At 70.5% G+C, this 24,939-nt stretch carries 21 protein-coding genes and 2 tRNA genes; 8 read left to right on the forward strand and 15 right to left on the reverse strand.

Features of this window, described 5'->3' with window-relative positions:
- Window positions 1–88: 88 nt before the first annotated feature.
- The 5 genes from G6O68_RS02675 (at window position 89) to G6O68_RS02695 (ending at window position 7,412) form a co-directional block, all read left to right on the forward strand.
- Window positions 89–409, forward strand: coding sequence for a hypothetical protein (locus G6O68_RS02675; RefSeq protein WP_165244465.1), 321 nt, complete (start codon window positions 89–91; stop codon window positions 407–409).
- Window positions 410–432: 23 nt separating this feature from the next.
- A complete protein-coding gene (locus tag G6O68_RS02680) occupies window positions 433–1,755 on the forward strand; it encodes an amidohydrolase (RefSeq protein ID WP_165244467.1) in 1,323 nt (440 codons plus the stop codon).
- Window positions 1,752–2,870 carry a D-TA family PLP-dependent enzyme gene (locus G6O68_RS02685; protein ID WP_165244469.1) on the forward strand — a complete coding sequence of 373 codons (1,119 nt, stop codon included), beginning with the start codon at window positions 1,752–1,754 and terminating at the stop codon, window positions 2,868–2,870. Before G6O68_RS02680 ends, G6O68_RS02685 begins: the two co-directional genes overlap by 4 nt.
- A gap of 88 nt (window positions 2,871–2,958) precedes the next feature.
- Window positions 2,959–5,961, forward strand: a complete 3,003-nt coding sequence (locus tag G6O68_RS02690; protein ID WP_165244471.1) for a PSD1 and planctomycete cytochrome C domain-containing protein — start codon at window positions 2,959–2,961, stop codon at window positions 5,959–5,961.
- Between the two features lie 32 nt (window positions 5,962–5,993).
- Window positions 5,994–7,412 (forward strand): DUF1501 domain-containing protein, encoded by a 1,419-nt coding sequence (locus G6O68_RS02695; RefSeq protein WP_165244473.1) that lies wholly within the window; start codon window positions 5,994–5,996, stop codon window positions 7,410–7,412.
- Window positions 7,413–7,430: 18 nt separating this feature from the next.
- On the opposite strand, the gene G6O68_RS02700 is transcribed toward G6O68_RS02695, so the two are convergent.
- The 4 genes from G6O68_RS02700 to G6O68_RS02715 form a co-directional block, all read right to left on the reverse strand.
- Window positions 7,431–7,742: a hypothetical protein gene (locus G6O68_RS02700; protein WP_165244475.1), complete on the reverse strand. Its 312-nt coding sequence runs from the start codon at window positions 7,740–7,742 to the stop codon at window positions 7,431–7,433.
- Window positions 7,743–7,872: 130 nt separating this feature from the next.
- Window positions 7,873–8,508, reverse strand: a complete 636-nt coding sequence (locus G6O68_RS02705; protein WP_165244477.1) for an amino acid kinase family protein — start codon at window positions 8,506–8,508, stop codon at window positions 7,873–7,875.
- Window positions 8,492–9,529 (reverse strand): hydantoinase/oxoprolinase family protein, encoded by a 1,038-nt coding sequence (locus G6O68_RS02710; protein ID WP_165244479.1) that lies wholly within the window; start codon window positions 9,527–9,529, stop codon window positions 8,492–8,494. Before G6O68_RS02710 ends, G6O68_RS02705 begins: the two co-directional genes overlap by 17 nt.
- A complete protein-coding gene (locus G6O68_RS02715) occupies window positions 9,526–10,608 on the reverse strand; it encodes an ATP-grasp domain-containing protein (protein ID WP_165244481.1) in 1,083 nt (360 codons plus the stop codon). The genes G6O68_RS02710 and G6O68_RS02715 overlap by 4 nt, the downstream gene beginning before the upstream one ends.
- Here G6O68_RS02715 and G6O68_RS02720 point away from each other — a divergent pair.
- Complete coding sequence (locus tag G6O68_RS02720; protein WP_165244483.1) at window positions 10,595–11,347, forward strand: HisA/HisF-related TIM barrel protein; 753 nt, start codon at window positions 10,595–10,597, stop codon at window positions 11,345–11,347. The two genes, G6O68_RS02715 and G6O68_RS02720, sit on opposite strands and share 14 nt — an antisense overlap.
- Here the strand turns inward: G6O68_RS02720 and G6O68_RS02725 are convergent.
- From G6O68_RS02725 to G6O68_RS02775, 11 genes are all read right to left on the reverse strand, one after another.
- Window positions 11,336–11,827: a 6-pyruvoyl trahydropterin synthase family protein gene (locus tag G6O68_RS02725; RefSeq protein WP_165244485.1), complete on the reverse strand. Its 492-nt coding sequence runs from the start codon at window positions 11,825–11,827 to the stop codon at window positions 11,336–11,338. The genes G6O68_RS02720 and G6O68_RS02725 overlap by 12 nt on opposite strands.
- Window positions 11,828–11,856: 29 nt before the next feature.
- Window positions 11,857–12,738: a triphosphoribosyl-dephospho-CoA synthase gene (locus G6O68_RS02730; protein WP_240910987.1), complete on the reverse strand. Its 882-nt coding sequence runs from the start codon at window positions 12,736–12,738 to the stop codon at window positions 11,857–11,859.
- Window positions 12,735–13,622 (reverse strand): ATP-grasp domain-containing protein, encoded by an 888-nt coding sequence (locus tag G6O68_RS02735; RefSeq protein ID WP_165244487.1) that lies wholly within the window; start codon window positions 13,620–13,622, stop codon window positions 12,735–12,737. Before G6O68_RS02735 ends, G6O68_RS02730 begins: the two co-directional genes overlap by 4 nt.
- Before the next feature lie 10 nt (window positions 13,623–13,632).
- The gene (gene mch / locus G6O68_RS02740; RefSeq protein ID WP_165244489.1) at window positions 13,633–14,583 is read right to left on the reverse strand and encodes a methenyltetrahydromethanopterin cyclohydrolase; all 951 of its coding nucleotides are present in this window, start codon (window positions 14,581–14,583) and stop codon (window positions 13,633–13,635) included.
- A gap of 13 nt (window positions 14,584–14,596) precedes the next feature.
- Window positions 14,597–15,451: a formylmethanofuran dehydrogenase subunit C gene (locus G6O68_RS02745; RefSeq protein WP_165244491.1), complete on the reverse strand. Its 855-nt coding sequence runs from the start codon at window positions 15,449–15,451 to the stop codon at window positions 14,597–14,599.
- Between the two features lie 3 nt (window positions 15,452–15,454).
- The gene (locus G6O68_RS02750; RefSeq protein WP_165244493.1) at window positions 15,455–16,450 is read right to left on the reverse strand and encodes an SPFH domain-containing protein; all 996 of its coding nucleotides are present in this window, start codon (window positions 16,448–16,450) and stop codon (window positions 15,455–15,457) included.
- Window positions 16,451–16,634: 184 nt separating this feature from the next.
- The gene (gene fhcD, locus G6O68_RS02755) at window positions 16,635–17,531 is read right to left on the reverse strand and encodes a formylmethanofuran--tetrahydromethanopterin N-formyltransferase (protein ID WP_165244495.1); all 897 of its coding nucleotides are present in this window, start codon (window positions 17,529–17,531) and stop codon (window positions 16,635–16,637) included.
- Between the two features lie 35 nt (window positions 17,532–17,566).
- Window positions 17,567–19,231 (reverse strand): formylmethanofuran dehydrogenase subunit A, encoded by a 1,665-nt coding sequence (locus G6O68_RS02760; protein WP_165244497.1) that lies wholly within the window; start codon window positions 19,229–19,231, stop codon window positions 17,567–17,569.
- Window positions 19,228–20,610 carry a formylmethanofuran dehydrogenase subunit B gene (locus G6O68_RS02765; protein WP_165244499.1) on the reverse strand — a complete coding sequence of 461 codons (1,383 nt, stop codon included), beginning with the start codon at window positions 20,608–20,610 and terminating at the stop codon, window positions 19,228–19,230. The genes G6O68_RS02760 and G6O68_RS02765 overlap by 4 nt, the downstream gene beginning before the upstream one ends.
- Before the next feature lie 245 nt (window positions 20,611–20,855).
- A tRNA-Arg gene (locus G6O68_RS02770) sits at window positions 20,856–20,929 on the reverse strand.
- A gap of 103 nt (window positions 20,930–21,032) precedes the next feature.
- Window positions 21,033–23,279, reverse strand: a complete 2,247-nt coding sequence (locus tag G6O68_RS02775; protein WP_165244501.1) for an ABC transporter ATP-binding protein — start codon at window positions 23,277–23,279, stop codon at window positions 21,033–21,035.
- A gap of 278 nt (window positions 23,280–23,557) precedes the next feature.
- Between G6O68_RS02775 and G6O68_RS02780 the strand changes: the two genes are divergently transcribed.
- Together G6O68_RS02780 and G6O68_RS02785 are read left to right on the forward strand one after the other, a co-directional pair.
- Window positions 23,558–23,629 (forward strand) — tRNA-Gly (locus tag G6O68_RS02780).
- Window positions 23,630–23,746: 117 nt separating this feature from the next.
- Window positions 23,747–24,934 carry a tyrosine-type recombinase/integrase gene (locus tag G6O68_RS02785; protein WP_165244503.1) on the forward strand — a complete coding sequence of 396 codons (1,188 nt, stop codon included), beginning with the start codon at window positions 23,747–23,749 and terminating at the stop codon, window positions 24,932–24,934.
- The last annotated feature ends 5 nt before the right edge of the window (window positions 24,935–24,939 follow it).

Consider the following 24,939-nt stretch of genomic DNA (forward strand, 5'->3'; position numbering starts at 1 on the left):
CGGGAGCGGCCCCATCCGCCTAGAATGATCTCCTGGCGGCCGTCTCCGTCGCGGCCGCCGCCGACCCCCTCCCCCGCAGGATCGTCCCATGCCGACCCCCGATCAGCTCTACGACCAGGCCGTCGACCTCCGCGACCAGGGCGACAAGCCCGGCGCCGTCGCCAAGCTCGAAGAGGCCGTCGCCGCCGACCCCGCCTTCGCCATCGGTCACGGCATGCTCGCCAAGCTTTACGCCGACCTCGCCGAGGCCGACAAGGCCATCGAGCACGCCCAGAAGGTCGTCGAGCTGGAGCCCGAGGACGCCTTCAGCTACACCGCCCTCTCCGTGATCTTCCAGCGCTGCGGGAAGATCCCCGAGGCCGAGCACGCCAAGGCGGTCGCCTGGCAGAAGCAGCACGGGCTCGAGTGACGAACCCCGAGGGAGCCCCCGCCATGCGATCCGCCCTGCTCGCCGGATTCCTGATACTCGCCATTCCCCTTGCGTCCAACGCGGCCGATCCCCCCGCGCCGGGGCCGATCGGCCCGTGGCTCGAAGCGAAGCGGGACGCTCTTCTGGGGCTGTACACCCACCTCCACCGGAACCCCGAGCTGTCCCGGCGGGAGGTGCAGACCGCGGCGAGGATGGCCGAGGAGCTGACGAAGCTGGGGGCGAAGGCGACCCCCGGCGTCGGCGGTCACGGCGTGGTCGGAGTGCTGGAGAACGGACCCGGGCCCGTCGTCCTGATCCGGACCGACATGGACGCGCTCCCGGTTGAGGAGGAGACCGGGCTCCCCTACGCCAGCAAGGCCCGCGGCGTCGACCCCCAGGGCCGTGACGTGGCCGTGATGCACGCCTGCGGCCACGACGTCCACATGACCTGCTTCATCGCCACCGCGACCTGGCTCGCCGAGCACAAGGAAGCCTGGTCCGGCACGGTCGTCCTGGTCGCCCAGCCCGCCGAGGAGGCCATCGACGGTGCCCGTGCGATGTTGGACGACGGGCTCTACACGCGGTTCCCGAAGCCGGACTTCGCCCTCGCGTTGCATTGCAAGGCCGACGGCGCGGTCGGCGACGTGTACTTCCGGCCGGGCCCGATGCTCGCCAATTCGACGTCGCTCGACGTGACCATTCGCGGCAAGGGGGGCCACGGCGCCTTCCCGCACAAGACCGTTGACCCGATCGTCCTGGCCGCGCTGGCCGTGCTGGACTTCCAGACGATCGTCAGCCGCGAGGTCCAGCCGATCGACCCCGCCGTCGTCACGGTGGGCTCGATCCACGGCGGGTCCAAGCACAACATCGTCCCCGACGAGGTCAAGCTCCAGCTCACGCTACGGTCCTACAAGGAGTCGGTCCGGCTCCAGCTCGTCGAGGGGATCGAACGCCGGGTCAAGGCGTTGGCGCAGGCCCACAAGGCCCCGGAGCCGAGCGTCGAGGTCATCGGGACTACGCCCGCGACCTCGAACGACCCGGCGCTCGTCGAGCGGGTCTCGCCGTTCCTGAAGCGGGCCCTCGGTGACGAGCACGTGGTCCTGACCGACCCCGTCATGGGCGCCGAGGACTTCGCGCTCTACGCCCGCGACGGCGTGCCCATCATGATGTTCTGGATCGGGACCGTGCCCCGCGAGCGGATCGAAGAGGCCGAGGCGAAGGGGACGGACCTGCCGAGCCTCCATTCGAGCCTCTACCACCCCGAAGCCGAGGCGAGCATCGCCGCCGGCGTCCGCGCGATGACCGCCGCGGTGACGGGCCTCCTGCCGCCGAGGGCCCGGCCATGATCGAAAGCCCGCCCTACCGGCTGGAAGAGCCCGAGGCGTTGGAGAGCCCGTCGCTCCTGATCTTCCGCGACCTCCTGGAGCGGAACCTGGAGGCGATGATCCAGGTCGCCGGCGGCGTCGACCGGCTCCGCCCTCACGCCAAAACCCATAAATCGGCCGACGTGATCCGGATGGCCCTGGGCCGAGGCGTCCGCAAGCACAAGTGCGCGACGATCGCCGAGGCCGAGATGCTGGCCGAGGCCGGCGCGCCGGACGTCCTGCTCGCGTACCCCCTGGTCGGCCCGAACGTCGCCCGGTTCGTCCGCCTGGCCGCCGCCTTCCCCGCGACGACCTTCCGCGCCACGGTCGACGCGCCCGAGGCGGCCCGGGCGCTCGCCGAGGCCGCCTGCAACCTCGGCCGCCCGATCCCCACGCTCGTCGACCTGGACGTCGGCATGGGCCGTACCGGGATCGAGCCGGGCGAGTCGGCCCTCAGGCTCTACGAGACGGTCGCCGGCCTCCCTGGCCTGGAGCCGGACGGCCTCCACGCCTACGACGGGCACGTCAACGATCCCGACCTGGCGACTCGCACCCGCGACGCCCAGGACGTCGAGGCGCTCGTGCTCGCGTTCCGCGACCGCCTGACGGCCCTCGGCCTTCCGACCCCCCGCCTGGTGCTGGGGGGGACGCCCTCGTTCCCGGTCCACGCCGCCTTCCACGCCCCCGGCGCCGAGTGCTCGCCCGGCACGGTGATCTACCACGACCACAACTACGCGACGAAGTACCCGGACCTCCCCTTCACGCCCGCCGCGCTGCTGCTGACCCGCGTGGTGAGCCGCCCCCGCGCCGGCCGCGTCTGCCTGGATCTCGGCCACAAGGCGGTCGCCGCCGACCCCGCCGGCGCCCGCGCGTTCTTCCCCGCCTTCCCCGACGCGAGGGTCGTCGGCCACAGCGAGGAGCACCTCGTCCTCGACTCCCCCTCGGCCGACCGCCTCCGCCTGGGCGAGCCCCTCCTGGCGATCCCCGCGCACGTCTGCCCGACCTCCGCCCTGCACCGCCGCGCCCTCGTCGTCGTCGACGGCCGGGTCGTGGACGAGTGGGAGATCACCGCGCGCGACCGCCATCTCCGATTCTAATCGTGGCGGAACTCTGCTTCTCCTTGTACGATCTTTGTTGATCATTCGGCGGCGCGGCCATGCGCGTCTTCCTTCTCGGGGCTGATCCATGATGCGAGGACGAGCACCCTGGCCGGCCCTGGTCTTCCTCGTCGGCCTGATGCACGGAGCCCTCCGCGGCGACGAGGTCGACGCAACGGCCGACCCCGCGATGGTCGAGTTCTTCGAGAAGCAGGTCAGGCCGATCCTCGTCGAGCGTTGCTTCGGCTGCCACGGCCCGGAGAAGCAGAAGGGCGAACTGCGGCTGGATTCGCGAGCGGCCGTCCTGGAGGGCGGGACGACGGGCCCCGCCGTCGAGCCTGGCGACGTCGAGTCCAGCCTGCTCGTCGAGGCGATCCGCTACGGCGACCTCCAGATGCCGCCGAAGTCCAAGCTGCCGCCGGCCGAGATCGAGGTCCTGACCCGGTGGGTCGAGCGCGGGGTGCCCTGGGGCGTGGAGTCGAAGGAGGCCGCCACGACCGTGCGTGCGGGCCTCGACGGCTCCTCGGAGTTCGCCCGTCGGGCTCGGTTCTGGAGCTTCCAGCCGATCCGGGACGTGTCGCCGCCCGCCGTGGCGGGTGCGCTCGCCGACTGGCCGCGCAACCCCATCGACCTCTTCCTGCTCTCGGCCCTGGAGGCTCGCGGCCTGGCCCCGGCCGAGGAGGCCGCTCGGCGGACCCTGATCCGTCGCCTGACCTTCGACCTGATCGGCCTGCCGCCGACACCCGAGGAAGTCGCGGCGTTCGAATCCGACGACGCGCCCGACGCCTACGATCGGCTGGTCGAGCGGCTCCTGGCGAGCCCGCGATACGGCGAGCGTTGGGGGCGGCACTGGCTGGACCTCGTCCGGTTCGCCGAGACCGCGGGCCATGAGTTCGACTACGACCTGCTCAACGCCTGGCGCTATCGCGACTACGTCGTTCGGGCCTTCAACCTCGACCTCCCCTACGACCGGTTCGTCGTCGAGCAGGTGGCCGGCGACCTGCTCCCCTCGCCGCGCCGGAATCCGGCCGACGGGTCGAACGAGTCGATCCAGGGGACCGGCTTCTACTGGCTGGGCGAGGGGGTCCACTCGCCGATCGACGTCCGCGACGAGGGGGTGCGGCGGGTCGACAACCAGATCGACGTGCTCAGCAAGACGTTCCTCGGCCTGACCGTGAGCTGCGCCCGCTGCCACGACCACAAGTTCGACCCGATCAGCGCCCGCGACTACTACGCTCTGGCCGGCTTCCTGCGGAGCACTCGACACCAGCAGGCGTTCCTGGATTCCGACGTCCGGATCGCCCCGATCGTCGCGGACCTGAACGCCCGCAAGAGAGCCCTGGCCGACCGGCTCGGCGAGGCCGCATCGCGCCTGGAATCGCCCCGGAGGGACGAGGTCGAGGCGGTTCTCGGCCGAGCCATCCCGGCACCACCTTCGGCAGGCGACTTCCCGCCGGCGGACCTCCACGCCTGGAAGGCCTCCGGAGACGCCTTCGCGATCGCGACCCGGCCGACGGCGTTCCGCATCGACCTCCGCGAGGACGACTCGAGGCTGATCGAGGCCCCCGCAGGTTCCCTCCACAGCGGCCTGACGGCGGACCGACTCCAGGGGGTCGCCCGCTCGCCGACGTTCACCATCGGGAAGCCGTTTCTGCAGGTCCTGGCGTCAGGGGTCGCCTCGCGGGTCAATATCGTGATCGACGGCTTCGAGAAGGTCCGAGACCCGATCTACGGCGGCCTGACCCGCCGACTGGACTCTCAGGAGACCGCCTGGATCAACTTCGACGTCCGGGCCTGGATCGGGCACCGCGCGTACATCGAGGCTTGCGACGGCGCCGCGGCCGAGTTCACCGGGGCGACGACCAACCCGGTCGACGGTCGCGGCTGGCTCGCCCTGCTCGGGGTCCGCGAGTCCGACGACGCGGGCCGCCCCGCCGAGGCCGTCGCGGCGCGAAACATCGCCCTGAAGACGCTGCTCCGTGAATTGGAGGCCGTCGACTCCCCCCTGGCCTCGCGCATCGCCTCGACGCTGGCCGAGTACCGCGAGTTGGCGGCGCGACTCCCCGACCCGACGCTGGCCCTCGCGGCGATCGACGGCGACGGGGAGGATGAGTCCCTGATGCTTCGCGGGAGCCCGAAATCACTGGGCGAAGCCGTCCCCCGGCGTCTCCTGGCCGTGCTGGGCGGGGCCGCCCCGGAGGCTTCGTCGACCGGCAGCGGGCGGCTCGACCTGGCCCGCACGATGGTCGACGCCGCCTCCAATCCGCTGCTCCCCCGAGTCCTGGTCAATCGGATCTGGAAGCAGCACTTCGGCGAGGGCCTCGTCCGTTCGACCGACGACTTCGGCGCGATGGGCCAGGCCCCGAGCCACCCGGAGTTGCTCGACTGGCTCGCCTCGGAGTTCATCCGTCGCGGCTGGTCGATCAAGGCCGTGCACCGGCTGATCCTCGGCTCGGCCGCCTACCGGATGAGCAGCCGATCGACGACGGAGGCGGACCAGGCCGATCCGACCAACGCCCTGCTCCACCGGATGAACGTCCGACGCCTGGAAGCCGAGGCCGTGCGCGACGCCCTGCTCGTCGTCTCGGGACGTCTCGATTCGCGGTTGGGCGGGCCGAGCGTGGCGCCTCACCTCTCGCCGTTCATGGAGGGGCGGGGACGCCCCGCCGCCAGCGGCCCTCTCGACGGCGACGGCCGCCGCAGCCTCTATCTCCAGGTCAGGCGCAACTTCCTGAATCCCATGTTCCAGGTCTTCGACGCGCCCGTGCCGTTCACGACGATCGGCCGTCGCCACGCCTCGAACGTGCCGGCCCAGGCCCTCACCCTCCTGAACGACCCGCTGGTGCTGGATCTGGCCGACTCCTGGGCGGCCCGGCTCCTGGCCGAAGGCGGGCCCGACGCGTCCGACGCTTCGCGGATCGACCGGCTCTATCGCCAGGCCTTCGGGCGAGCGCCGACGGCCGACGAGGTCGCCCGCTGCGTCTCCTTCCTGGCGGCTCGGCGGCGATCGGAGCCGTCCTCTCCGAGGGCCGTCTGGGGGGATCTCGGCCACGCCTTGTTCAACGTCAAGGAATTCGTCTACGTCGACTGATCGCCGGGGCGCGTCCTCGCGGAGCCTTCTCCATGCATTGCGGCCGCTTCTCAGCCCCGATCGATCGCCGAGCCATGCTCGCCCGATGCGCCAACGGTTTCGGCGCGATGGCCCTCTCGGCGCTGCTGCGCGAGCCGGCCTTCGGCGCCGATGCGGCCGGCCCGGCTGGCGCGACAGGCCTCCACCACCCGGCGAAGGCCCGGAGCGTGATCTTCCTGTACATGGACGGCGGCCCGTCCCAGATGGACACGTTCGACCCCAAGCCCCGCCTCGATCGCGAGCACGGCAAGCCCATCGCCGTGAAGACCGCTCCGACCCAGTTCAACAACGTCGGGGCGGTGCTCAGGTCCCCGTGGAAGTTCAACCGCTACGGCGAGTGCGGCGCCCCGGTGAGCGACCTGTTTCCCCACGTCGCCCGCCACGTCGACGACCTGGCGATCATCCGTTCGATGACCTCGGAGTTCTCCGAGCACACGGCGGCCAACTACTTCCTGCACACAGGCAGCGGCCTCCAGGGGAGGCCGAGCCACGGGGCCTGGACGACGTACGGCCTGGGCACCGAGAGCGAGGACTTGCCCGGCTTCGTCGTCCTGAACGGCGGCCTGATCCCGCCCGGCGGCCAGGACTGCTTCAGCAACGGCTTCCTCCCCGCCACGTTCCAGGGCTCGGTCTTCCGCCCCTCCGCGGAGGCCGTCGCCAACATCCGCCCCGCCGAGTCCGCGCCCGGCGGGCAGCTCCGCAAGCTCGACCTGATCCGCGACCTGGACCGGGGCGTCGCCGATCGCAAGGGCCGGCCCGACGCGATGGAGGCCGCGATCGCCAACTACGAGCTGGCGTACAGGATGCAGTCGGCGGTCCCCGACCTGATGCGGCTGGACGGCGAGTCGCCCGCCACCCGGAGCCTGTACGGGCTGGACGACGCCTTCGAGCCGACCCGGATCTTCGCCCGCGAATGCCTGATCGCCCGCCGGCTCGTCGAGCGCGGGGTGCGGTTCGTCGAGGTCCTCTGCCCGTCGGTGGGGCACGATCGGTGGGACCAGCACTCCAAGCTGAAGGAGGGCCACGAGCGGAACGCCCGCGCGGTGGACCGGCCGATCTCCGGCCTCCTCGCCGACCTGAAGGGGCGCGGACTGCTGGACTCCACGCTGGTCTTCTGGGGGGGCGAATTCGGCCGCACGCCGATGGCCCAGGGGAGCGACGGCCGCGACCACAACCCCTTCGGCTTCACCGTGTGGCTGGCGGGCGGCGGGATCAAGGGGGGCGTGACCCACGGCGAGACGGACGACTACGGATACCACGCGGTCGTCGACAAGGTGGCGATGTACGACCTCCACGCCACGATGCTGCACCTCCTGGGCCTGGACCACAAGAGGCTGACCTTCCGCTTCGGCGGCCGGGACATGCGGCTGACCGACGTCCACGGCGAGTTGGTCACGCCGATCCTCGCCTGAGCCGCCCGCGGCGTCGGCTCACTCCTCGACGCGGGCGTGCCGCACCTTGTGAGTCTCCAGCCAGACCAGGAGCGAATCCTGCTCCTCGGTGAGCTCGACCTCGGTCGCCTTCTCGGTGTCGAGCGGCGAGACGAGGTAGAAGACGCCCTCCATCACCCACTTGGTGACCTCATCGCGATCGAACCAGTACTCGCCCTCGCCCAGGTGCGCCGGATGCTCGGGAGCGTCCGGCCCCGACTGGAAATAGACGAGTTGCGAGCGGAGCCGGGGCGACAACGGATACGGGGGCAGGTCGGGGTGGTCCAGGGCGACCAGTCGAGGTTGGGCCATCGTCGATTCGTCCAGTCCGGGCGTCGGGGTTCAAACGTGCCGAGCCGGATCGCCGCGAAGCCTCTCCGGCCCCGACCTCGATCCCGGCCGCACCGCGATTGTCCGCGAGGCCCCGCGCCCGGTCAAGCGTTCACGCTTCGAGAGTGCGGATCGGCCGGTCCGGCTCGCGAAAGGCGACGACTTCCACCCGGCCCAGCCGCGACGAAGCCTCGGGGAAGACCGGATCGACCAGGTCGACCTCGGCCGCCTCGCGGCGCGTCGAAGCGACGGGCGAGGCGCTCTTGAGCAGGATCAGTCGGTCGGCCCCCAATCGATCGGCGATCCGGGCGGCGATCGAGTCGGACGTCGTCCGCCAGGAGACCGGCAAGGGGGAGTCCCCCGCCTCGTCGACCTCCTCCATGTATCGTCGCACGGCGAGAACCGGCCGCCTGCCCGCCTTCCAGGCCCCGGGGAGTTCCCCCAGGGAGCGGACCAAAAGTCCCCCGGAAAGCCCGCCCGCGAGGAGTTCGGCCGTGAGGTCCATCGCGCCGAGGGCCAGGCGGTGGGCCCTCTTAGCGCTGAGGCCGTGGACCTCGTCGAGCGCCCGAATCGCGTCGGCGACGGGACCGCCTCCGACGATGAGGACGACTCGCGGTTTCGGCCCCCCTTCCCTCGCGACTTCGGAGTCCAGGAACTTCTCCAGCCGCACCGTCAGCTTCGGCCAGTCGAGCAGGCTTCCCCCGACCTTCACGACGAGGAGGGGCCGACCCTCAAGCTTCGACGCCATGGCCGGGCCCCCTTCCCGTCACCAGTTCGATCAACGCGTGCGCGCACGCGGCGACGGAGCCGCCCGCGCCCCAGAGCCCGCCGAGCGGACGGATCGAGCCGCCGGGCGCCACGACCGCCTCGGCCACGCGACGGGCCAGGAACTCGCCCGATCCCGACACGACGGCCACTTCCGGCCGACCGATGGTCGCCGCGCAGGCCCGCCCCGCCGCCGCGACGAGCCGTTCGCTCAAGGCCTCGTCGGCGGCCCGCGCCAGGGCCTCCACCTCGTCAGGGGTGCACGACTCGCGATCGGCGCAGACCATCCGAGCCAGGCGTTCCCGGGCCCGTTCGAGGGTGGCGGGACGCCCATCAGCCGTCGAGCGGTCGTCGGCGTCGGGGGGCAGGTCGCCGAGCGTGATATAGACGTCCCGCGTCGTGGCGAAGAACTCGGCCGCCAGGCCCGTCGGCTCGCCCCGGAACGGCAGCGCGACCGCGAGCGAGCAGACGGGCGTCCTGGCGACGCCGGCGTAAACCAGCTCGGCGTTCTGAAGGCGATCCAGGTCCGTCCGACCGCGCGCCGCGACGCGGCCGCCCACCAGTGGGATCAGGTCGGTCGTCGTCGTGCCGACGTCGATCAGGAGGCCTCGCGCGTCCCCCACCGATCGGGCCGCGACGGTCGCGAGGGCCAGCCAGTTCGAAGCCGCGGCGACGAGCGGTCGGCCTCGGATCGAGGCCTCGTCATGGAACCGCCCGTCGGTCCCCCAGAAGGCGACCGGCCGGCCCGGCAGGGCCTCGGAGAGCGCGGCGACGACCCGGAGCACGCCCTCGCGTTTGGTCTCGAAGCAGTCGCAAAGCTCGGCGGTCATGGTCGCCGCCACGCGATCGAACGGCGGGAACGACGACGCCAGTTCGGCGATCGCCCCGGCCAGCCGCTCGGGTTGCTTCCAGACCGGGTATGGCGACGATCGCGCGGAACCGTCCGAATGGGCCGCCTTCAGGTTCGCCCCGCCGACGTCGATCGCGAGCCAGGTGGTCTTCATGACCGGACCGCCTCCACCGATTCGCCGACCGCCCAGGTTCGACCGGACGCGTCGAAACCGACGGCGGCGGCCGCGTCGATCTCGACCTCGATCCGATCCATCAGCCGATCCCACTCCTCGGGCTCGGGGGCCAACCAGGCTTCGGCGATCAGGCCCGGGGATAAGACCCGACCCAGGCCGACGCAGGACGTCGTCGGCCTCGGGTTGATCTCCAGGACGACCACCCGCCCGTGCTCGACGTCCAGGATGAAATCGACGCCGACGAGCCCGCGAAGGCCCGCGATCGACTCCACGGCCGCCTTCGCGATCGGAACGGCCTCGGGATATCGCCGTGGCAGGGTGCCACCCTCGTATGAGAATCGACCGTCGCGGAGCGCGATCCGCTGCTCGCCGACAGCGATCAACCGGGCCCGGCCCCCGCGAACGAGGAACGTCGCGCTCATCGCGACGCCGGGGACGAATTCCTGGAGCAGGCGAGGCCCCCCCGCCCCCGCAAGCTCCGCCGACTCGTCCGGCCGGTCGACGCGATAAGTTTCCAGGCTCCCCGCGCCGTCGATCGGCTTGACCACCGAAGGGAACGGCCAACCGTCGGGCACCGCCCACCCGACTTCCAGGATCGCGGAGCGAGGCGTCGGAACCACTTGACGGTCCAGCCATTCTCCGAGGGCGGCCTTGTCGCCGGTGAGTGCGACCGCCTCGGGTTCGGAGCCCAGCAACGGGCAGCCCGTCCGGCCGAGGCGACGGGTCAGGGATTCCAGCACCCCGCCCGTCTCGGGAGCGATCAAGAGCGTATAATCAGCCCGAACGGCGAGAGCCTCCAGCCGTTCGAGCGAATCGACCTCGACGCTCTCCCAGGGCTTGTCGTCGCGGGGCAGGCGTGGGTCGATGGTGACCAGGACGCGGGTCGGCGTGGCGGCTGCGGCGAATTCCGAGGCGAGCGCCCGGCGCATCGCGGCGCCTTCGCTGGCCCAGGATTGCGGCAGGGTCTCGCCGGCCATCCCGCCGCCGGTGACGAACTCGTGGATCAGGACGGTGCGGGGGACGGGCGAGGTCGTCGTGGGGTCGATGTTCCAGCTCATTCCGGTGCTCGACGTCCTGGGCGGTCGGGCCGTGCATGCGATCGGCGGCGACCGCGCGCGGTATCGGCCGTTGCGGAGCATCTTACACGCCGACCCCGCCCCCCGGGAACTGGCGCGGTCCTTTCGCGAGGCACTCGGCCTGAACGCGGTCTACCTGGCCGACCTCGACGCGATCACGGTACGCCGGGGCGATCTCGCGCTCTACCGAGAGGTGGCGGGCCTGGAGATGGATCTCTGGCTCGACGCGGGGCTTCACGATGAGCGCGATCTCGACGGGTTGCTGCCGATCGAGCGCCTTCACGTCGTCGCCGGCCTGGAGTCGCTGCACGGGCCGGACGCCCTCGCCCGGACGCTGGCCGTCGCCGGCCCCGAACGACTGATCGTCAGCCTTGACCTTCGCGACGGCCGCCCGATCACGCCGACCGCCGACGCCTGGCCCGAGTCGGACGCGATCGCCCTGGGGCGTCGGATCCTCGGCATAGGCGTCCGTCGGCTCATCCTCCTCGACCTGAGCCGCGTCGGGCGAGGCTCGGGGACGGGCACGGCGGGGCTGCTCGACGCCCTGCTCGCGACGCATCCCGACTCCGAGATCGCGGTCGGCGGCGGCATCTCCACGATCGAGGACGTCGAGCGATGCCGAGATTGCGGCGCGTCGGCCGTGCTCGTCGGCTCGGCGCTCCACGACGGCCGCATCGGCCGATCGGGCCTGGAGCGGCTCGGCCTCGTTTCAGAGGGTTAGCTCGATCTCGGCCGACTGGCCGAAGCATTCCTCGACCTCGACGCGGACCGCTCGGGGGTCGGCCCACTCTTTGCCTCGCATTGCCTGGAGGAGGCGGCCGGCGATGTATTCGGCGAGGCGTTCGGCCGTCGTGTTGTCGATCGGCAGGATGACGCACTCGTCGGTGGGGAAGCTCCAGAATCGGTCGCCGAAGCGGGCCACCGTGTTGGGGCCGACGGCCTCGACGGCGATGAGCGGGCTCCGATCGGGCAGGAGCATGCGGTGGTCGAGTTCGTCCACGATCGCACGGGTCATGTCCCGGAGGGCGATGAAATCGACCACGTAGGCGTTGGGGTCGAGCTCGCCGTCGACCTCCACGGCGACTCGGTAGTTGTGGCCGTGGATGCGCTCGCAATGGTCGCCGTCGAAGGTGATGAAGTGCCCCGACGAGAAGACCAGGTAATCCTTGGTGACGCGGACCTTGAATCGCGAGGCGGGCACGGTGGGCGTTCCTCGGAGACGGGAGAGGTTCAGAACGCGAGTCCGCCCGACCAGGACGAAGGCCCGGCCGGGCGAGGCAGCTCGATTGTCCCTTCGCGGAGCGCGGCGAACAAGACCGCCGCGACCAGGTCCGCCGTCGTCCCGGGATTCCGAAGGTTCCGATCCGCCCGCATCCAGAGGTCCAGGTCGCGAAGGCTCGCGACCCCGTCGGCTGCGTCGGGCCAGCCGGCGTCGAGCACGAGGCGGGCGCGTCGCGACGCCTCGCGGGCCGTCGCCTGGTCGGTCTTCCTTGCGATCAGCGAATCGGGGTGGCTCGCAAGCAGTTCGAGCGCGACTCCGACGATCGCTACCTCCAGCGGCCGGCCCGCGCCCAGGCGGCGCCCGAGGGCGGGCAGGCCCTCACCGAGCACCTGACGGAAATCTTCGGCGTACTGGAGGGCGATCAGGTCGCGGTCGGCGGCCAGGATCATCGCGTCGCGGAGGGTGATCGTCGGCTCGTCGGCCACGTCCTGCTCCCGGGCGCGTCCCAGGCCGCCGGGGTTCGCCAGGCGGATCGCCCGATAGACGAGCCGAGCGTCCTCGACGGTCGTCGACGCCAGCACGCGCGGCAGGCCGTCTTCAAGAGACGTCGAGCGAAGGACGGCGGCCATCGGGGCGAGGAGGAGGACGATCCCCAGGTTGGCGTTGGTCGCGACGACGCTCCGGGTCGCCTCGGTCGCCGCCAAGACGGCCGCGCCCACGCCCTCCGCCGCGCGATCGAGCGGGTCGGCTACGGCCGCCGCGGCGAGCAGGAAGTCGAGATAATCCAGGTCCGAGAAGTCGGCGAACCTGTGGACGTTCCCCGGCTTCCGGGCGGTTGCTTCCATCAGGCAGGCGACCTGCGCGAGCTTGCCGACCGAGAGCTCGTTCACCGCACGGCCTCCCGGAATGAATCCAGGAGCGCCGCGGCCACGTCGACGCCCGTCGCCTGGGTCAGGGCCCGCCAGCCGGGCACGGCGTTGACCTCGATCAGGACGCGACGGCCCTGGTCCAGGTCCTCGATCAGGTCCACGCCGGCGAACACGGCCCCGACGGCCTCGGCGGCGGCGACGGCCAGGCGTTCGGCCTCGGCGTCCGGAGTCCAGGCCTCGGCCCGCCCGCCGATCGCGATGTTGGTCCGCCACTCGCCCCCCTGGGCGGTCCGCCGCATCGCACCCAGGACGCGACCCCCGAGGACGAAAAGCCGCAGGTCGTGGCCGGGGTGGCGGATCCAGCGCTGGAGATAAATCACCGAGCCCAGGCGTTCCAGGGCGTGGAAGCATCGCCAGGCCAACTCGCGATGCCCGACGCGCATCAGCCCCCGCCCTTCCGAGCCGAAGAGCGGCTTGACCACCACGTCACCTCCCAACTCGTCGAACGCCGCCATCGCCGAGGCCGCCGTCTGCCCGACCCAGGTCGGGGGGATCGGCAGCCCCCGACGTTCCACGAGGCTCAGCGTGAGGTACTTGTCGACCGAGGCCTCCACCGCCCGGGGAGGGTTCCAGATCGGCACCCCGAGCGATTCCAGCCGATGGAGCGCGTCCATGCGGAAGACCACCGGCTCCAGCCCCCCCGGCGGCATCATCCGCACCAGGACGCCGTCGAGGCCGTCGAGCGCCACGCCGTCAGCCGACACGCGACCCGATCCGGATCCGATCGACGCCTCGACCTCGCCGAACGGCAGGACGTGCAGCACGACGTCCAGGGTGCCCGCCGCGCGCAACAGGTCCTGGACGTGCCATCCCGTACCGGAGACCAAGGCGGCGAAGGTCGTCATGGCGCGGCGATCAATCCCAGAAGGACCGTGCGACGATCTCGGGCTTGGGGGAGCCGAAGGCGTGGGAGCGGCCGGTGTCGAGGTTCTGGAAGACGACCTCGGCGGGGCTGAAGAGGTGGGGGTCGACGGCGTAGAAGTCGTTGTTGTAGCGGGCGAAGATCGCGGCGAAGGGCTCGCCGAAGTCGTGCGAGGCCGACGAGGGGACGCGCGGGCCGACCTCCCGGAGCGATTCGTCGTCGCCAGTGACGTGGAGGATCACCCGGGCGCCGTAGAGGATGGCGTCGTTCGTGCGGCCGATGGCGGCGAGGTCGTCGCGGGCGATCGGCGGCAGCGGCGCGGCCCCCTGACCGGACACGACCCGTCCGAGGTCGAACTTCAGCTCGGCCAGCTTGTGGAGCGCGGTCTCGACCGAGCGGGCGACGATCTGGACGCCGCCGGCCAGGCTCGCCGTGGGGGCGGCGAGCAGGGTGACGTTCCACGGCTCGACGCCGCACTCCTCGGCGATCCGGGCCACGATCTGGGGCGTGGGCGCCTTGCGGGTCTCCAGCACGCCGATCACCGACTCCGACTCCTCGCGGAAGCCGATGGCGTCGAAGACCGCTTCCTTGCCCCGCACGGCCCGCATCGGGCCGGAGCCCATCGCGAAGAACTTCCCCTCCGAGAGCGCCCAGCCGGCGTACTGGCTGGCCAGGCACGCCCGCACCGGGTGATCGGACCAGACCTGGACGAGCGGGACCGCGCGGCCGACGAGCTCGCCCATCGGCAGCGACACCTCGGCCAGACCGCCGAGGCAGACCCGCGCCAGGTCGAGCCCCGCCTGGAGCCCGCCCCGGGCCTTGATCCCGCAGTCGAGGAACAGGCCGCCGCCGTCGATCTCGTGGCGGGCGATCCGGCGTTCTTGGGCTCCGGCGGTCATCGTCTCGACGATCTGGGCGGCGCGGGCGTTGAGGGTCGAAGTCATGGCGGGGGAGGCCTCAGGAGGGCGAAACCACCTTCAGGACCGGGCGGGCCGGCGCGGCCAGGATCTCCCCCTGCCCGCCGTTCGCCAGGTCGCCATTGTAGCGGTCCAGCCGCGCCGAGGATACCGAGGTGGGCATCTCAAAACCGCAGTCGGCCAGGTGGTTCTGATACAGCGTGAGGTAGGGGAACGTGAACCCCCCGGCGAACGCGAAGGTCGCGGGAACGACAGGCGCCGCATCGTCCGATCCCAGCAGCACGAGCGTCCCACGCTTCATCCCCACGCCCGCCGGGCCGCCCACCGCGCCGCAGGCGAAGATCGTCCCGGCGATCATGCCGCGACCGAGGCCCGAGCCGACCGCCCCGCGCACGGCGATCAGCCCCCGGCGGAGGAGCATCCCGGCGTCATCTCCGGCGTCGCCGTCGACGAGGATCATCCCCTCGCGCATCCCGCGTCGGCTGCCGGGGTAGGCCGCCCCCAGCCCTCGGCCGGCGTCGCCGCGGATCCGCAGCGTCCCGCCGCCCATCTCGGCCCCGGCCCAGTCCAGGCAAGAACCTTCCAGTTCCGCCAGGCCTCCGGTCATCTCGGCGGCGAACCGGAAGCCCACGTCGCCCCGGACGCGGAGCGTCCCGGCGGCCATGCCCAGGCCGATCCGCGAGACGACGCGCAGGTCGCCTTCCAGGACAAGTCCCTCGTCGGCCGGGTCGCCGTCGACCTCGAACAGATCGCCCAGCTCGGCCGTCTGGTTGCCGACGCGCAAGGCGATGCGGGCGGCGTCGGTCGACGCCAGCCCGCGGAAGGTTTCGGGTTTCAGGGGCGAGCCGTCGACCGGGAGATCGGTCGACGACCGCCATCGCAGCGTCATCGCCATGGGTCAGTGGTTCCGATCGTCGCGCCCGCGCCCCGAGGAGTCCACGTGCGTCACGTCGTTCGCGCTCTCCTTCCGGGGCCTTACGCGGGATTCCTGCGTGACCAACTCGGCGCTGATCATGGCGTCGCGCATCTGGGTGGTGAGGTCGTTGAGGTTGCCGGGGGTGTGCGGGATGAGGATCGTGTTGCTCCGCGACGTGGCCCCGATCTCCTTCAGCGTGTCGAAGTACTGGGTCATGAGCACCAGATTCATCACGTCCTGCGGGCTCGTGCCCGGGACGCTCTTCTGGAACTCGTCGACCGACTCGCGGAGCCCCTCGACGATGGCCCGACGCTGGTCGGCGATGCCCTTGCCCTGCAGCGCCTTGCTCTGGGCCTCGGCCTCGGCCGACTTGACCTTGAGGATCCGGTCGGCCTCGCCCTTCTCGGTGGCGGCGATCCGCATCCGCTGGGCGGCGTTGATCTCGTTCATCGCCTCTTTGACCTTGCGGTCGGGCTCGATGTCGGTCACCAGCGCCTTCACGATGCCGTAGCCGAAGTCGTACATGACGTGCGCCAGCTCGTTCTTCACGGCGTCGGCGATCTCGTCCTTCTTCTCGAACACGTCGTCGAGCTTCTGCCGGGGGACCCGGGCTCGGACGACGTCGAAGATGAAGGCCGACATCTGGGTGTGCGGGTCCATGAGCCGGTAGTAGGCGTCGTAGACCTTGTCCGGCAGGACCGCGTACTGCACCGAGACGACCACGAGCACGAAGACGTTGTCCTCGGTCTTGGTCTCGACCCGGACGTCGAGCTGCTGGACCCGCAGGTTGATCCGGCCGGCGACCGTCTCCAGGATCGGCAGCTTGAAGTTCAGCCCCGGCAGGCCCACCCGCACGAACTTCCCGAACCTCTGCACGATCGCGGCCGATTGCTGCTGGACCGTGAAGAAGGGGCCGAAGATCAGGAACAGGATCCCCCCCACGAACAGGAAGACGAAGAAGCCGATCAGGTATTCCATGATTTGAGCCCTCTCCAGCACGCGGACGCGGCGGCACCGTCTTTACGAGGACACCGAGCCGGCCGACGCCGCCTCGTCCCCGACGCCATGAACACCATAATCCATGGCAGGCGTCTATTCGCCGGGGTTCCGGCGTTCTTGCGGGAAACCGCCCCCGTCCGCGGACGGATTCGGCACGATTCGCTCATCGGTTCAGGACGTCGTGCAGCCGGATGTGATACGGCCCGAGCTTGCCGCCGTAGTTGCCGGCCGTCGCCGCGACCACGCCGTGGGACGACTTGGCCCCGGCGCGGAGCCCCTCGGCCGTGGCCCGCTCGACGGCCTCCAGCGTCAGGCCGTCGATGACGATCTCGTAGGCGCAACGCACGTCCGCCGGCAGGTCGGTCGGCGTCAGGCCCCGGAGGCTCGGCGCGTAGGCCGTGTTGGTGCTGGCCCGCAGCGCCTTGTACTTGCTGCCGACCTTCGAGCCCGACCGGGCGATGCCCCCTGGGAACGGCAGGATCACCCCCTCCACCCCGCGCATCACGGCCACGGCCTCCTCGGCCGCCGCGAGCGCGCCGGCCGGGTCGGTCCCCAGGAAGATGACGTTGCCGCCGGCCACCCCCTTCACCGTGCCGAAGCTCTCCTCGCAGACGAACTCGCCGTCCATCACCGGGAGCCGCCAGTAGCGGCGGCCGGCGAGCCGCTTGGCGATCTGCCAGCCGTCGCCGAAATAGCGGAGCTTGCCGCCGACGACGATCGTCTTCTCCCCCAGCGGCAGGCCGTTGTAGCAGGCCGTCGTCGGGCAGGTCATCACGCACTGGCCGACCCGGTTCACCAGGGCCTTCTCCAGCGCCTCGCGGCTGAACGCGAAGGCCAGCACGCTGACGCCGGGCCGGCCGTCGGGGGTCTCCTTCGGCGAGAGCCGACGCTCCACGGCGACCTCCGCGTCGCAGCCGATGACGCTCGTCGCGTACCCCGAGATCGTCCGGCCGGCGATCTCGGCCCATCGGGTCGAGTCGGCCGTCACGATCGCCCGCGCGGCGGTCATCGGGAAGGCCTCCGCGAACGTATCCACGATCGTCACGCCGTCGAGCTGCATCGTCAGGTACTCGCAGGGCCCAGGTCGGGGCGGGATCAGCCCGGCGTCGGCCGGGAGACGGCGCGGGGTTCGGCCATGTCGTCGAGCCCGAGGCCGAAGCTCGAAGGATGGAACGACGCCTCCGCCGCGAGCTTCCGACCCATCTCGGATCGCGTCGCGGCGTCGACTTCCAGTTCGGTGAATAGCGTCGACCCGATGGGTGCCGACCGCAACTCGCCGTCGTCCACGACGACTTCACCACCCTTGATCACCCACCGGGGCAGCGCGAACATCCGCCGACGATCGTCGTCCGGCGCGTAGATCGTCACGTCGCCGTCGGCGCCGGGGCCGAGATGTCCTTTATGAAGCAAGCCGAGGATGCGGGCCGGCCCGGCGCGGGTGACGATCGCGATCTCGGCCAGCGAGTACTCGCGCGACAGGTCGCCCAGCGCGGAACGCGTCCGCACCTTCTCGGGGAGTCGAGCCAGCGACTCGTCACGCAGGTTCTTGTCCATCAGCAGCGCGATCACGTCCGGGTACGATCGGAACGAGGCGCCGTTGGGGTGGTCGGTCGACATCGCGACCCGCCAGGGGTCCTCCACGCGCAGGAACCACTCCAGGCCGATCGCCCATTGCAGCCCGTGGATGAAATTCTTGTCCTGGTACTCGATCGGTGAGACCCCGCAGCCGTCCTCCTGCTCGACGTCGTGGTTGTACCACTTCCGCCCCAGCAGGTTCGCCAGGTAGTGTCCGGTGGGGCCGTCGGCGGTCATGCTCGTCGTGTCGCCGAACATCACCTGGCCGACGTCGACGGTGATCCCGGCGTGCGTATTCACGTAGTCCGCCAGCGGCCCGACCTGCGCATCGATCCCCCCGGGATCCTCGGGCGTGCCGCCGTAGCTGTGGAACTGGACGTGCGCCAGGTGGACGCGATGGCCGTCTAGCGCCTTCATCCCTTCCAGGGCGTGGGTCCAGTTGCCGGGCAGCCCCAGGTTCAGGCCGTGGAGGTGCAAGGGGTGCGGCAGGCCCAGGGCGTCGACCGCCTTCGCCAGCGCGACGACGATCTGGCGCGGGCTGACGTCGAAGTGGTCGACGCGATCGTCCCAGCCGGCGATCCGGCCCCCGCCCTGCTTCCATTGCTCGACGCCGCCGGGGTTCACAGCCTTCACGCCGAACCCCTTCGCCGAGTCCAGCAGCCAAGCGACCGTCCGCTGCACGCGCGCGGGGTCGTCCTCGCGGAGGGCGTCGAGGATCGCGTGGTTGTTCCCCATCAGGACGAGCATGGCCTTGTCGACGAGCGGGACGTCGCCGAACTCCGCGTGGGCGTGCCGCGCCCCCAGGGGGGGGATGGCCGCGTCGACGGCCGTCGTGTAGCCCAGGCCCGCGTACTGATATCCCGTCGTGAACGAACTGGGGACACTGCCGATCGTCCCCGACCGGAAGCCGCGCCAGCGTCGCATGACGCGATCCTCGCCCCGACGCTCCTCGGGCCGCATGATCCGCGCGGCGTTGACCTTCGACCCGGCGATGTGCGAATGGACGTCCACCCCGCCGGGCATCACGACGTAGCCCCGCGCGTCGATCGTCCGGTCCGCCCGGGCGTCCGGGTCGGCGGGCGCGGCGACGATGCGGCCGTCCTCTATCCAGAGGTCGCCCACGCGATCGTCCACGCCGTTGGCCGGGTCGATGATCCTCCCCCCCGCGATCCGCAGGCTGCTCATCGGCCCGCCTCCGATCCAGGGGCGCCCGCATCCCGTCCGCTCAGTCCGACGGCCTCCATCAAGGCGTCGATCCACTCCCCCTCGGTCGGCGAGGAGGCTGGGCGGAGGGCCCGGACGGGCAGCGAGACGCCGTCGACGCGCGTGAACGTCCCGGCCTCGTCGATCCCCGCAGTCGCCGAGGGGAGAGCGATCGTGGCCAGCTCGAACGCCTCATGGTCCCGATCGCCGAGGAAAATCCAGGGCCTCGTCGCCAGCCGTGCGCGCGAGCCTTCAGGAAGGGCGTCGTAGGCGGGTCCGCCCACCAGGATCGCCGCATCGAACTCACCCCGGGCCAGGCGACCGGCCGCCGTCGATTCCCCCGGTAGCGACTCGGGGAAGCCTACGCCGAAGTCTACGCCGGGCGCGAAACCGGACTGCCAGGCGAGCACCGACTCCGCGCCATGCGAATTGCCCGCCTCGCCGAGCCCCACCGCGACGAACCGCGTCTTCCGGTTCAACTCGCGGATCAGCCCCGTCACGGTCTGGTGCCGCGACTCGGCTTCCGCGATCGGCCCGCGACCGGCGAGGCCCCCGGAGAACCAGGCCCCGTACCGCGCGCCCTGGAGAAGCTCCGCGAGTCCTTGCAGGTCGGCGAGCGAGCAGCCGGTCGCCTCCTCGACCCGATGGGCATCGACCGGGACTTCCCGCACCAGCGCCCGCAGCACGAGCAGGACGTTCAGCTCGGCCTCCGGCCGCACCTTCAGGAAGACGTCGGCGCCTCCCGCCGTGGCGGTCGGCCTCTCGTCGACGACGACGACGCGACGACCACTCCGGCCCTCGGGGACGAACCGCCCCTCGACGTCGGCGGAATACCGCTCCCCATGCCTGGGGTTGGTGGTCATCGGATCGGCGCACCAGAAGACGACGACGTCCGCGCGGTTCTTGACCTCGCCGAGCGTGGCGCCGACGCTCCCGACGCGCTGCATCGCGGCGAGCCGGGGCCAGGAAGCCGCCTCATCCCCCACCTCGATCGTTGCGCCGATCCGATCCGCCAGGGCGACACCGGTGCGGACGGTCTCGTTCGTCGATCGGCGGAATCCCATCACAAGGGCTGCCCTGGATCCGGCGAGGATCCGGGCGGCCTCGGTCACGGCCTGCTCGCGGCCGACTTCCCGCCCCTGGACCCGCGGCGAGGGCGACGCCGCGGGCGTCGTCGAGAGCCCGACCAGCCGAGGCCGAGCCGTCTCGCAGGCCGAACGGGCCTCGACCACCCGACCTTCGGAGAGGACCAGCTCCAGGTCGTCGCAGAGACAACCGCAGTGAGTGCAGGTGTACGACGTCGACGACCCTGAGGCCGCGTCGTCATGAATGGATTTCCGCGATATCAAGCCGTTGGGCATCGCCCGCCTCCCAGGTGACCTCGATCGGCCCCATGATCGGGGACTGGGCCCGCGCTCGCAACAGCCCAACCTCGGCTTCTGCGGACTGGAATCCGAAGAATTCGCAGAGATCGTCGAGCCGTTGCCGTCCCGACAGATCGCCTGAGGTCGGCGATTCGCAGGTCTGGGAAAGGAGATCGGGGAAGGGAGCCGGATCCCTCGCCCACGACCTGGGGCGACCTCGAAGAAATCGAGGCCCGCCGAAGTACACCCGATAGGATTCGAACCTATAACCTTCGGTTCCGTAGACCGATGCTCTATCCAATTGAGCTACGGGTGCGGGTGTGACGAACGAGCCCATGATATCCCGGGCGGGCCGGCTTGGCAAGGGGCCGGCGTCCCGAGTTTCCGGGGAGGACGCAAGTCCCGGCCTGACAATCGCTTCACGCGCTCTCGCGGTGGTAATGGATGTCGTGGAGGCGGCGGTAGAGGGGGCTGGTCCGCATCAGCTCCTGATCGGTGCCGACGGCGGCGATGCGGCCGTCGTCGATCAGGACGATCCGGTCGGCGAACTGGATCGTCCCCATGCTGTGGGAGATCAGGAAGGTCGTCCTCCCCTTCGAGAACTCCTCGATCGCCCGACGGATCAGGGCCTCGTCCTGGATGTCGACCGCGCTGGTGGCCTCGTCGAGGATCAGGATGGAGGGGTCGCGTAGCATCGCCCGGGCCAGGGCGATCCGCTGGCGCTGGCCGCCGGACAGCCCGTGGCCGCGCTCGCCGATGACCGTGTCGTAGCCGTCCGGCAAGGTCATGATGAACTGGTGGGCGTACGACCGCTCGGCGGCCTTGATGATCGCCTCCCGGTTCGCGCCAGGGTCTCCGTAGGCGATGTTCCGCGCGATCGTGTCCTGGAACAGGATCGTCTCCTGGGGGACGATGCCGATCATCCGCCGCAGGCTTCGGCCGCGGATCTCGCGGACGTCCACGCCGTCGATCCGGATCGCTCCGGAGTCGACGTCCCAGAACCGTGGCAGCAGGCTCATCAGGGTCGACTTGCCGCAGCCGTTGGGCCCGACCAGCGCGATCGTCTCGCCGTGGCGGACGGTCAGCGTGATCCCCTTCAGCAGGGACTCCCGCCCCGTGTAGGAGAAATGGACGCCGTCGAACTCGATCGTCTTGCGATGGATCGGCGACTGCACGGCCCGGGGCGACTCGGCGACCTGGGGCTCGCGATCCATCAGGATGCAGATCCGGTCGGACGCCGCGGCGGCCCGCTGGAGCTTGGAATGCACGTTCGAGAGCTTCCGGATCGGGTCGGAGACCCCGGCCATGATCGCGTAGAGAGCCAGCAGGTCCTCGATCGCCATGACCTGCGACGCCAACTGCAGCTTGAAGGGGCCGATCTCCAGGAAGATCGACTGCTTGAGCACCAGGTACGATCCCGAGAGGAGGGCGATCGCCACGGTGACGAGCGTCAACATCTCGAGGACGGGGTCCGACATCGAGTCGATCATCGCGACCCGGATGCTCTTCTTGTAGAAGTTCTTGGTCTCCAGGAAGAACCGCCGACGCTCCACGCGCTCCATGCCGAAGGCCTTGACGACCTTGATCCCCTGGAACGTCTCCTGGAGGATCTTGTAGATCGACGACATGCTCTCCAGCGACCGGCGGACCGCTCGCTTCATGATCCGACCGACTCGATAAGTCGTGTACGCGGAGATCGGGACGACCACGAGCGTCAGGCAGGTGAGCCGCCAGTTGAACCAGAAGGCCCCGGTCATGCAGATCACCGCGCGCAGCGGCTCGCGGATCATCTTGCTGAGGATCGTGTTCAGGCCCTGGCCGAACGAGTCCATGTCGTTGGTGAATCGGGCCATCAGGTCCGAGGAGCCCTGCTCCGAGAAGCTCGCCAGGTCCAGGTTGGTCGTCCGCCGGAAGAACAGGTTGCGGACGTCGAACAGCGTGTGCTGCATGACGTCGGCCACCAAGACCTCCTGGCAGAAGGTGAAGAGCCCCTTGATCATCACGCCGATGAGGACCAGCCCCATCAGCATGCCCAGGGTGCGGAACTGGTCCGAGGGCAGATACTCGTACACGGCCGGCTTCACGCCCTGATAGAGCTGCTGCCACCAGACCTCGTTCCTTCGCTCGCGCTCGATCGCGGCGACGCGGCGGTCGAGCGAGCGTCGATCGGCTTCGTGCAGCCAACGGCTGCCCTGACTGAGCTCGCTCCATCGCGCCTCGGCGATGCGCTGATCGCGCTTCCGGAGCTGGATCTTGCCCATCTCCTCGACCAGGAATTGGGAGGAGGATTGGTGCTGATCCGGCAAGGCCACGCGCCGCTCGCGGGTTTCCAGGTCGTCCTGGATCTCCTTCTTGAGGGCCTCAAGCTCCTGAAAACGCCCGCTCAGCGGGGCCGACACGCTCCCGACCGTGGCGAACGCCCGATCGACCCGCGTCAGCTCCTGCCGCTGGGCGTCCAGCCGCTCGATGTCCTCGGCGATGGAGTCGATCTTGGTCGAGATCCATCGCTGAGGGTTGTCGTTGTTGATCAGGACCTTGAGGACGGGGAGCACGGCTCCCAGTTCCAAGAACGACAACAGGGCGACCATCAACGCACAGGCGACCGAGACGCCGAATCGATAGCGATAAGGCCAAGCGAACCTCACCAGCCGTACGAAGTTCTTCATGTCGACCCGCGCCCATGAGACAGGAATCCCGACGAGCATCCATGCTTTAGCGACGTCGTTTCATGGCCGCCAGAGCGTCGAGGGGGTGTATGCTTACCATGATCGGCGAAGGGGGGCAATTCGAGTTAGCCGGCCTCCGACCTTTCTCCAGTCCGCCCGATTCCTGTCCATCCCCGCGAGGAAATGACCCGTCCCCGCCCCCTGGCCCCCTTGCCGACGCGCTGGAAGGCTGGTATGATTCCGCCATCTCGGGAAGATCCCAACTCCTTCTCGAATCCGCGGGCGTAATTCAGTGGTAGAATGCCAGCTTCCCAAGCTGGACGTCAGGGGTTCGAATCCCCTCGCCCGCTCTCGACACAACCCCAGCCGAACGCAAGGTTTGCGTACCACCGGACGGACGGTGTGCGGCCCCGAAAGCTTTCCGCGGACGTGGAATTTCCACGACGCGGGCCGCTCTGGAGGCTCGCATGCCCAGGTCGAAATCCCCCATCCCCGAGCTGAAGCTCCACAAGTCGTCCGGTCACGGTTACGTCCGGATCGACGGCAGGCAGATGTTCCTCGGCAAGTTCGGCACCCTCGAGTGCCGGTCCAAGTATGAACGGACGATCGCGGAATGGCTCGCCCGCGACAGGCGGCCGGCCGTGGCCCCGCTGACGTGCTCCGTGTCCGAGGTCGTCGCGGCGTTCATGATGCACGCCGTCCGCTACTACCTCTCCTCGACCGGCGCCCCGACCGGCGAGGCCGACAACTTCAAGGACGCCCTCCGGCCCGTCCGTCGGCTCTACGGCGACCTCCCCGCGGCGGAGTTTCGGCAGGACGAGTTGAAGGCCGTGCGGGCGGCGATGGTCGACTCGGGGTTGAGCCGGTCCACGATCAACGCCCGGATCAATCGCGTCCGTCGGGTCTGGAAGTGGGCGGCCTCGGAGCGGCTGGTCCCGACCGCGACCCACGCCGACCTCATGACGATCGAGCCGCTGCGCAGGAACCGGACCACCGCCCCGGAGGCCCCCGGGATCGGGCCCGTGGCCCTCGCGGACGTCGAGGCGGCCCTGCCTCACATGCCGGCGGCGGTGGCCGCGATGGTCCGGGTCCAGTACCTCTCGGGGTGCCGGGTCGGGGAGGTGCTGGCGATGCGGGGCGAGGACCTGGACCGGTCGTCGGACCCGTGGGTGTACCGGCCGCGCGGGCATAAGGGCTCCCATCGGGGCGACGACCGCATGATCGCGATCGGGCCCAGGGCGCAGGCCGTGCTCTCGCCCTTCCTGGGTCGCGCTCCTTCGAAGTACCTGTTCGACCCCGCCGAGTCGGCCCGTCCCGGCGCTCGGAGGATCCGGAACCGGTACGACCGCCGGGCCTACGCCCAGGCGATCGCCCGGGCCTGCGATCGGGCGTTCCCCCACCCGAGGCTTTCGGGCGCCCGGTTCACCAGGACCAGACGGCCGACCCCGATGGAGGCCGAGGAGCTGAAGGCGTGGCGGAAGCGGCACCGCTGGTCGCCCCTCCAGCTGCGGCACGCGGCCGCGTCGATGGTCCGCCGGGAGTTCGGCCTGGAGGCGGCCCAGGCGGTGCTCGGCCACGCCAAGGCGGACACGACGCAACTTTACGCCGAACGGCTCGACGGACTGGCCCGCGAGGTGGCGCGGGCCGTGGGGTGACCGCC

Origin of the sequence: Paludisphaera soli (genome assembly GCF_011064595.1) — a bacterium.
Classification (GTDB): Bacteria; Planctomycetota; Planctomycetia; order Isosphaerales; family Isosphaeraceae; genus Paludisphaera; species Paludisphaera soli.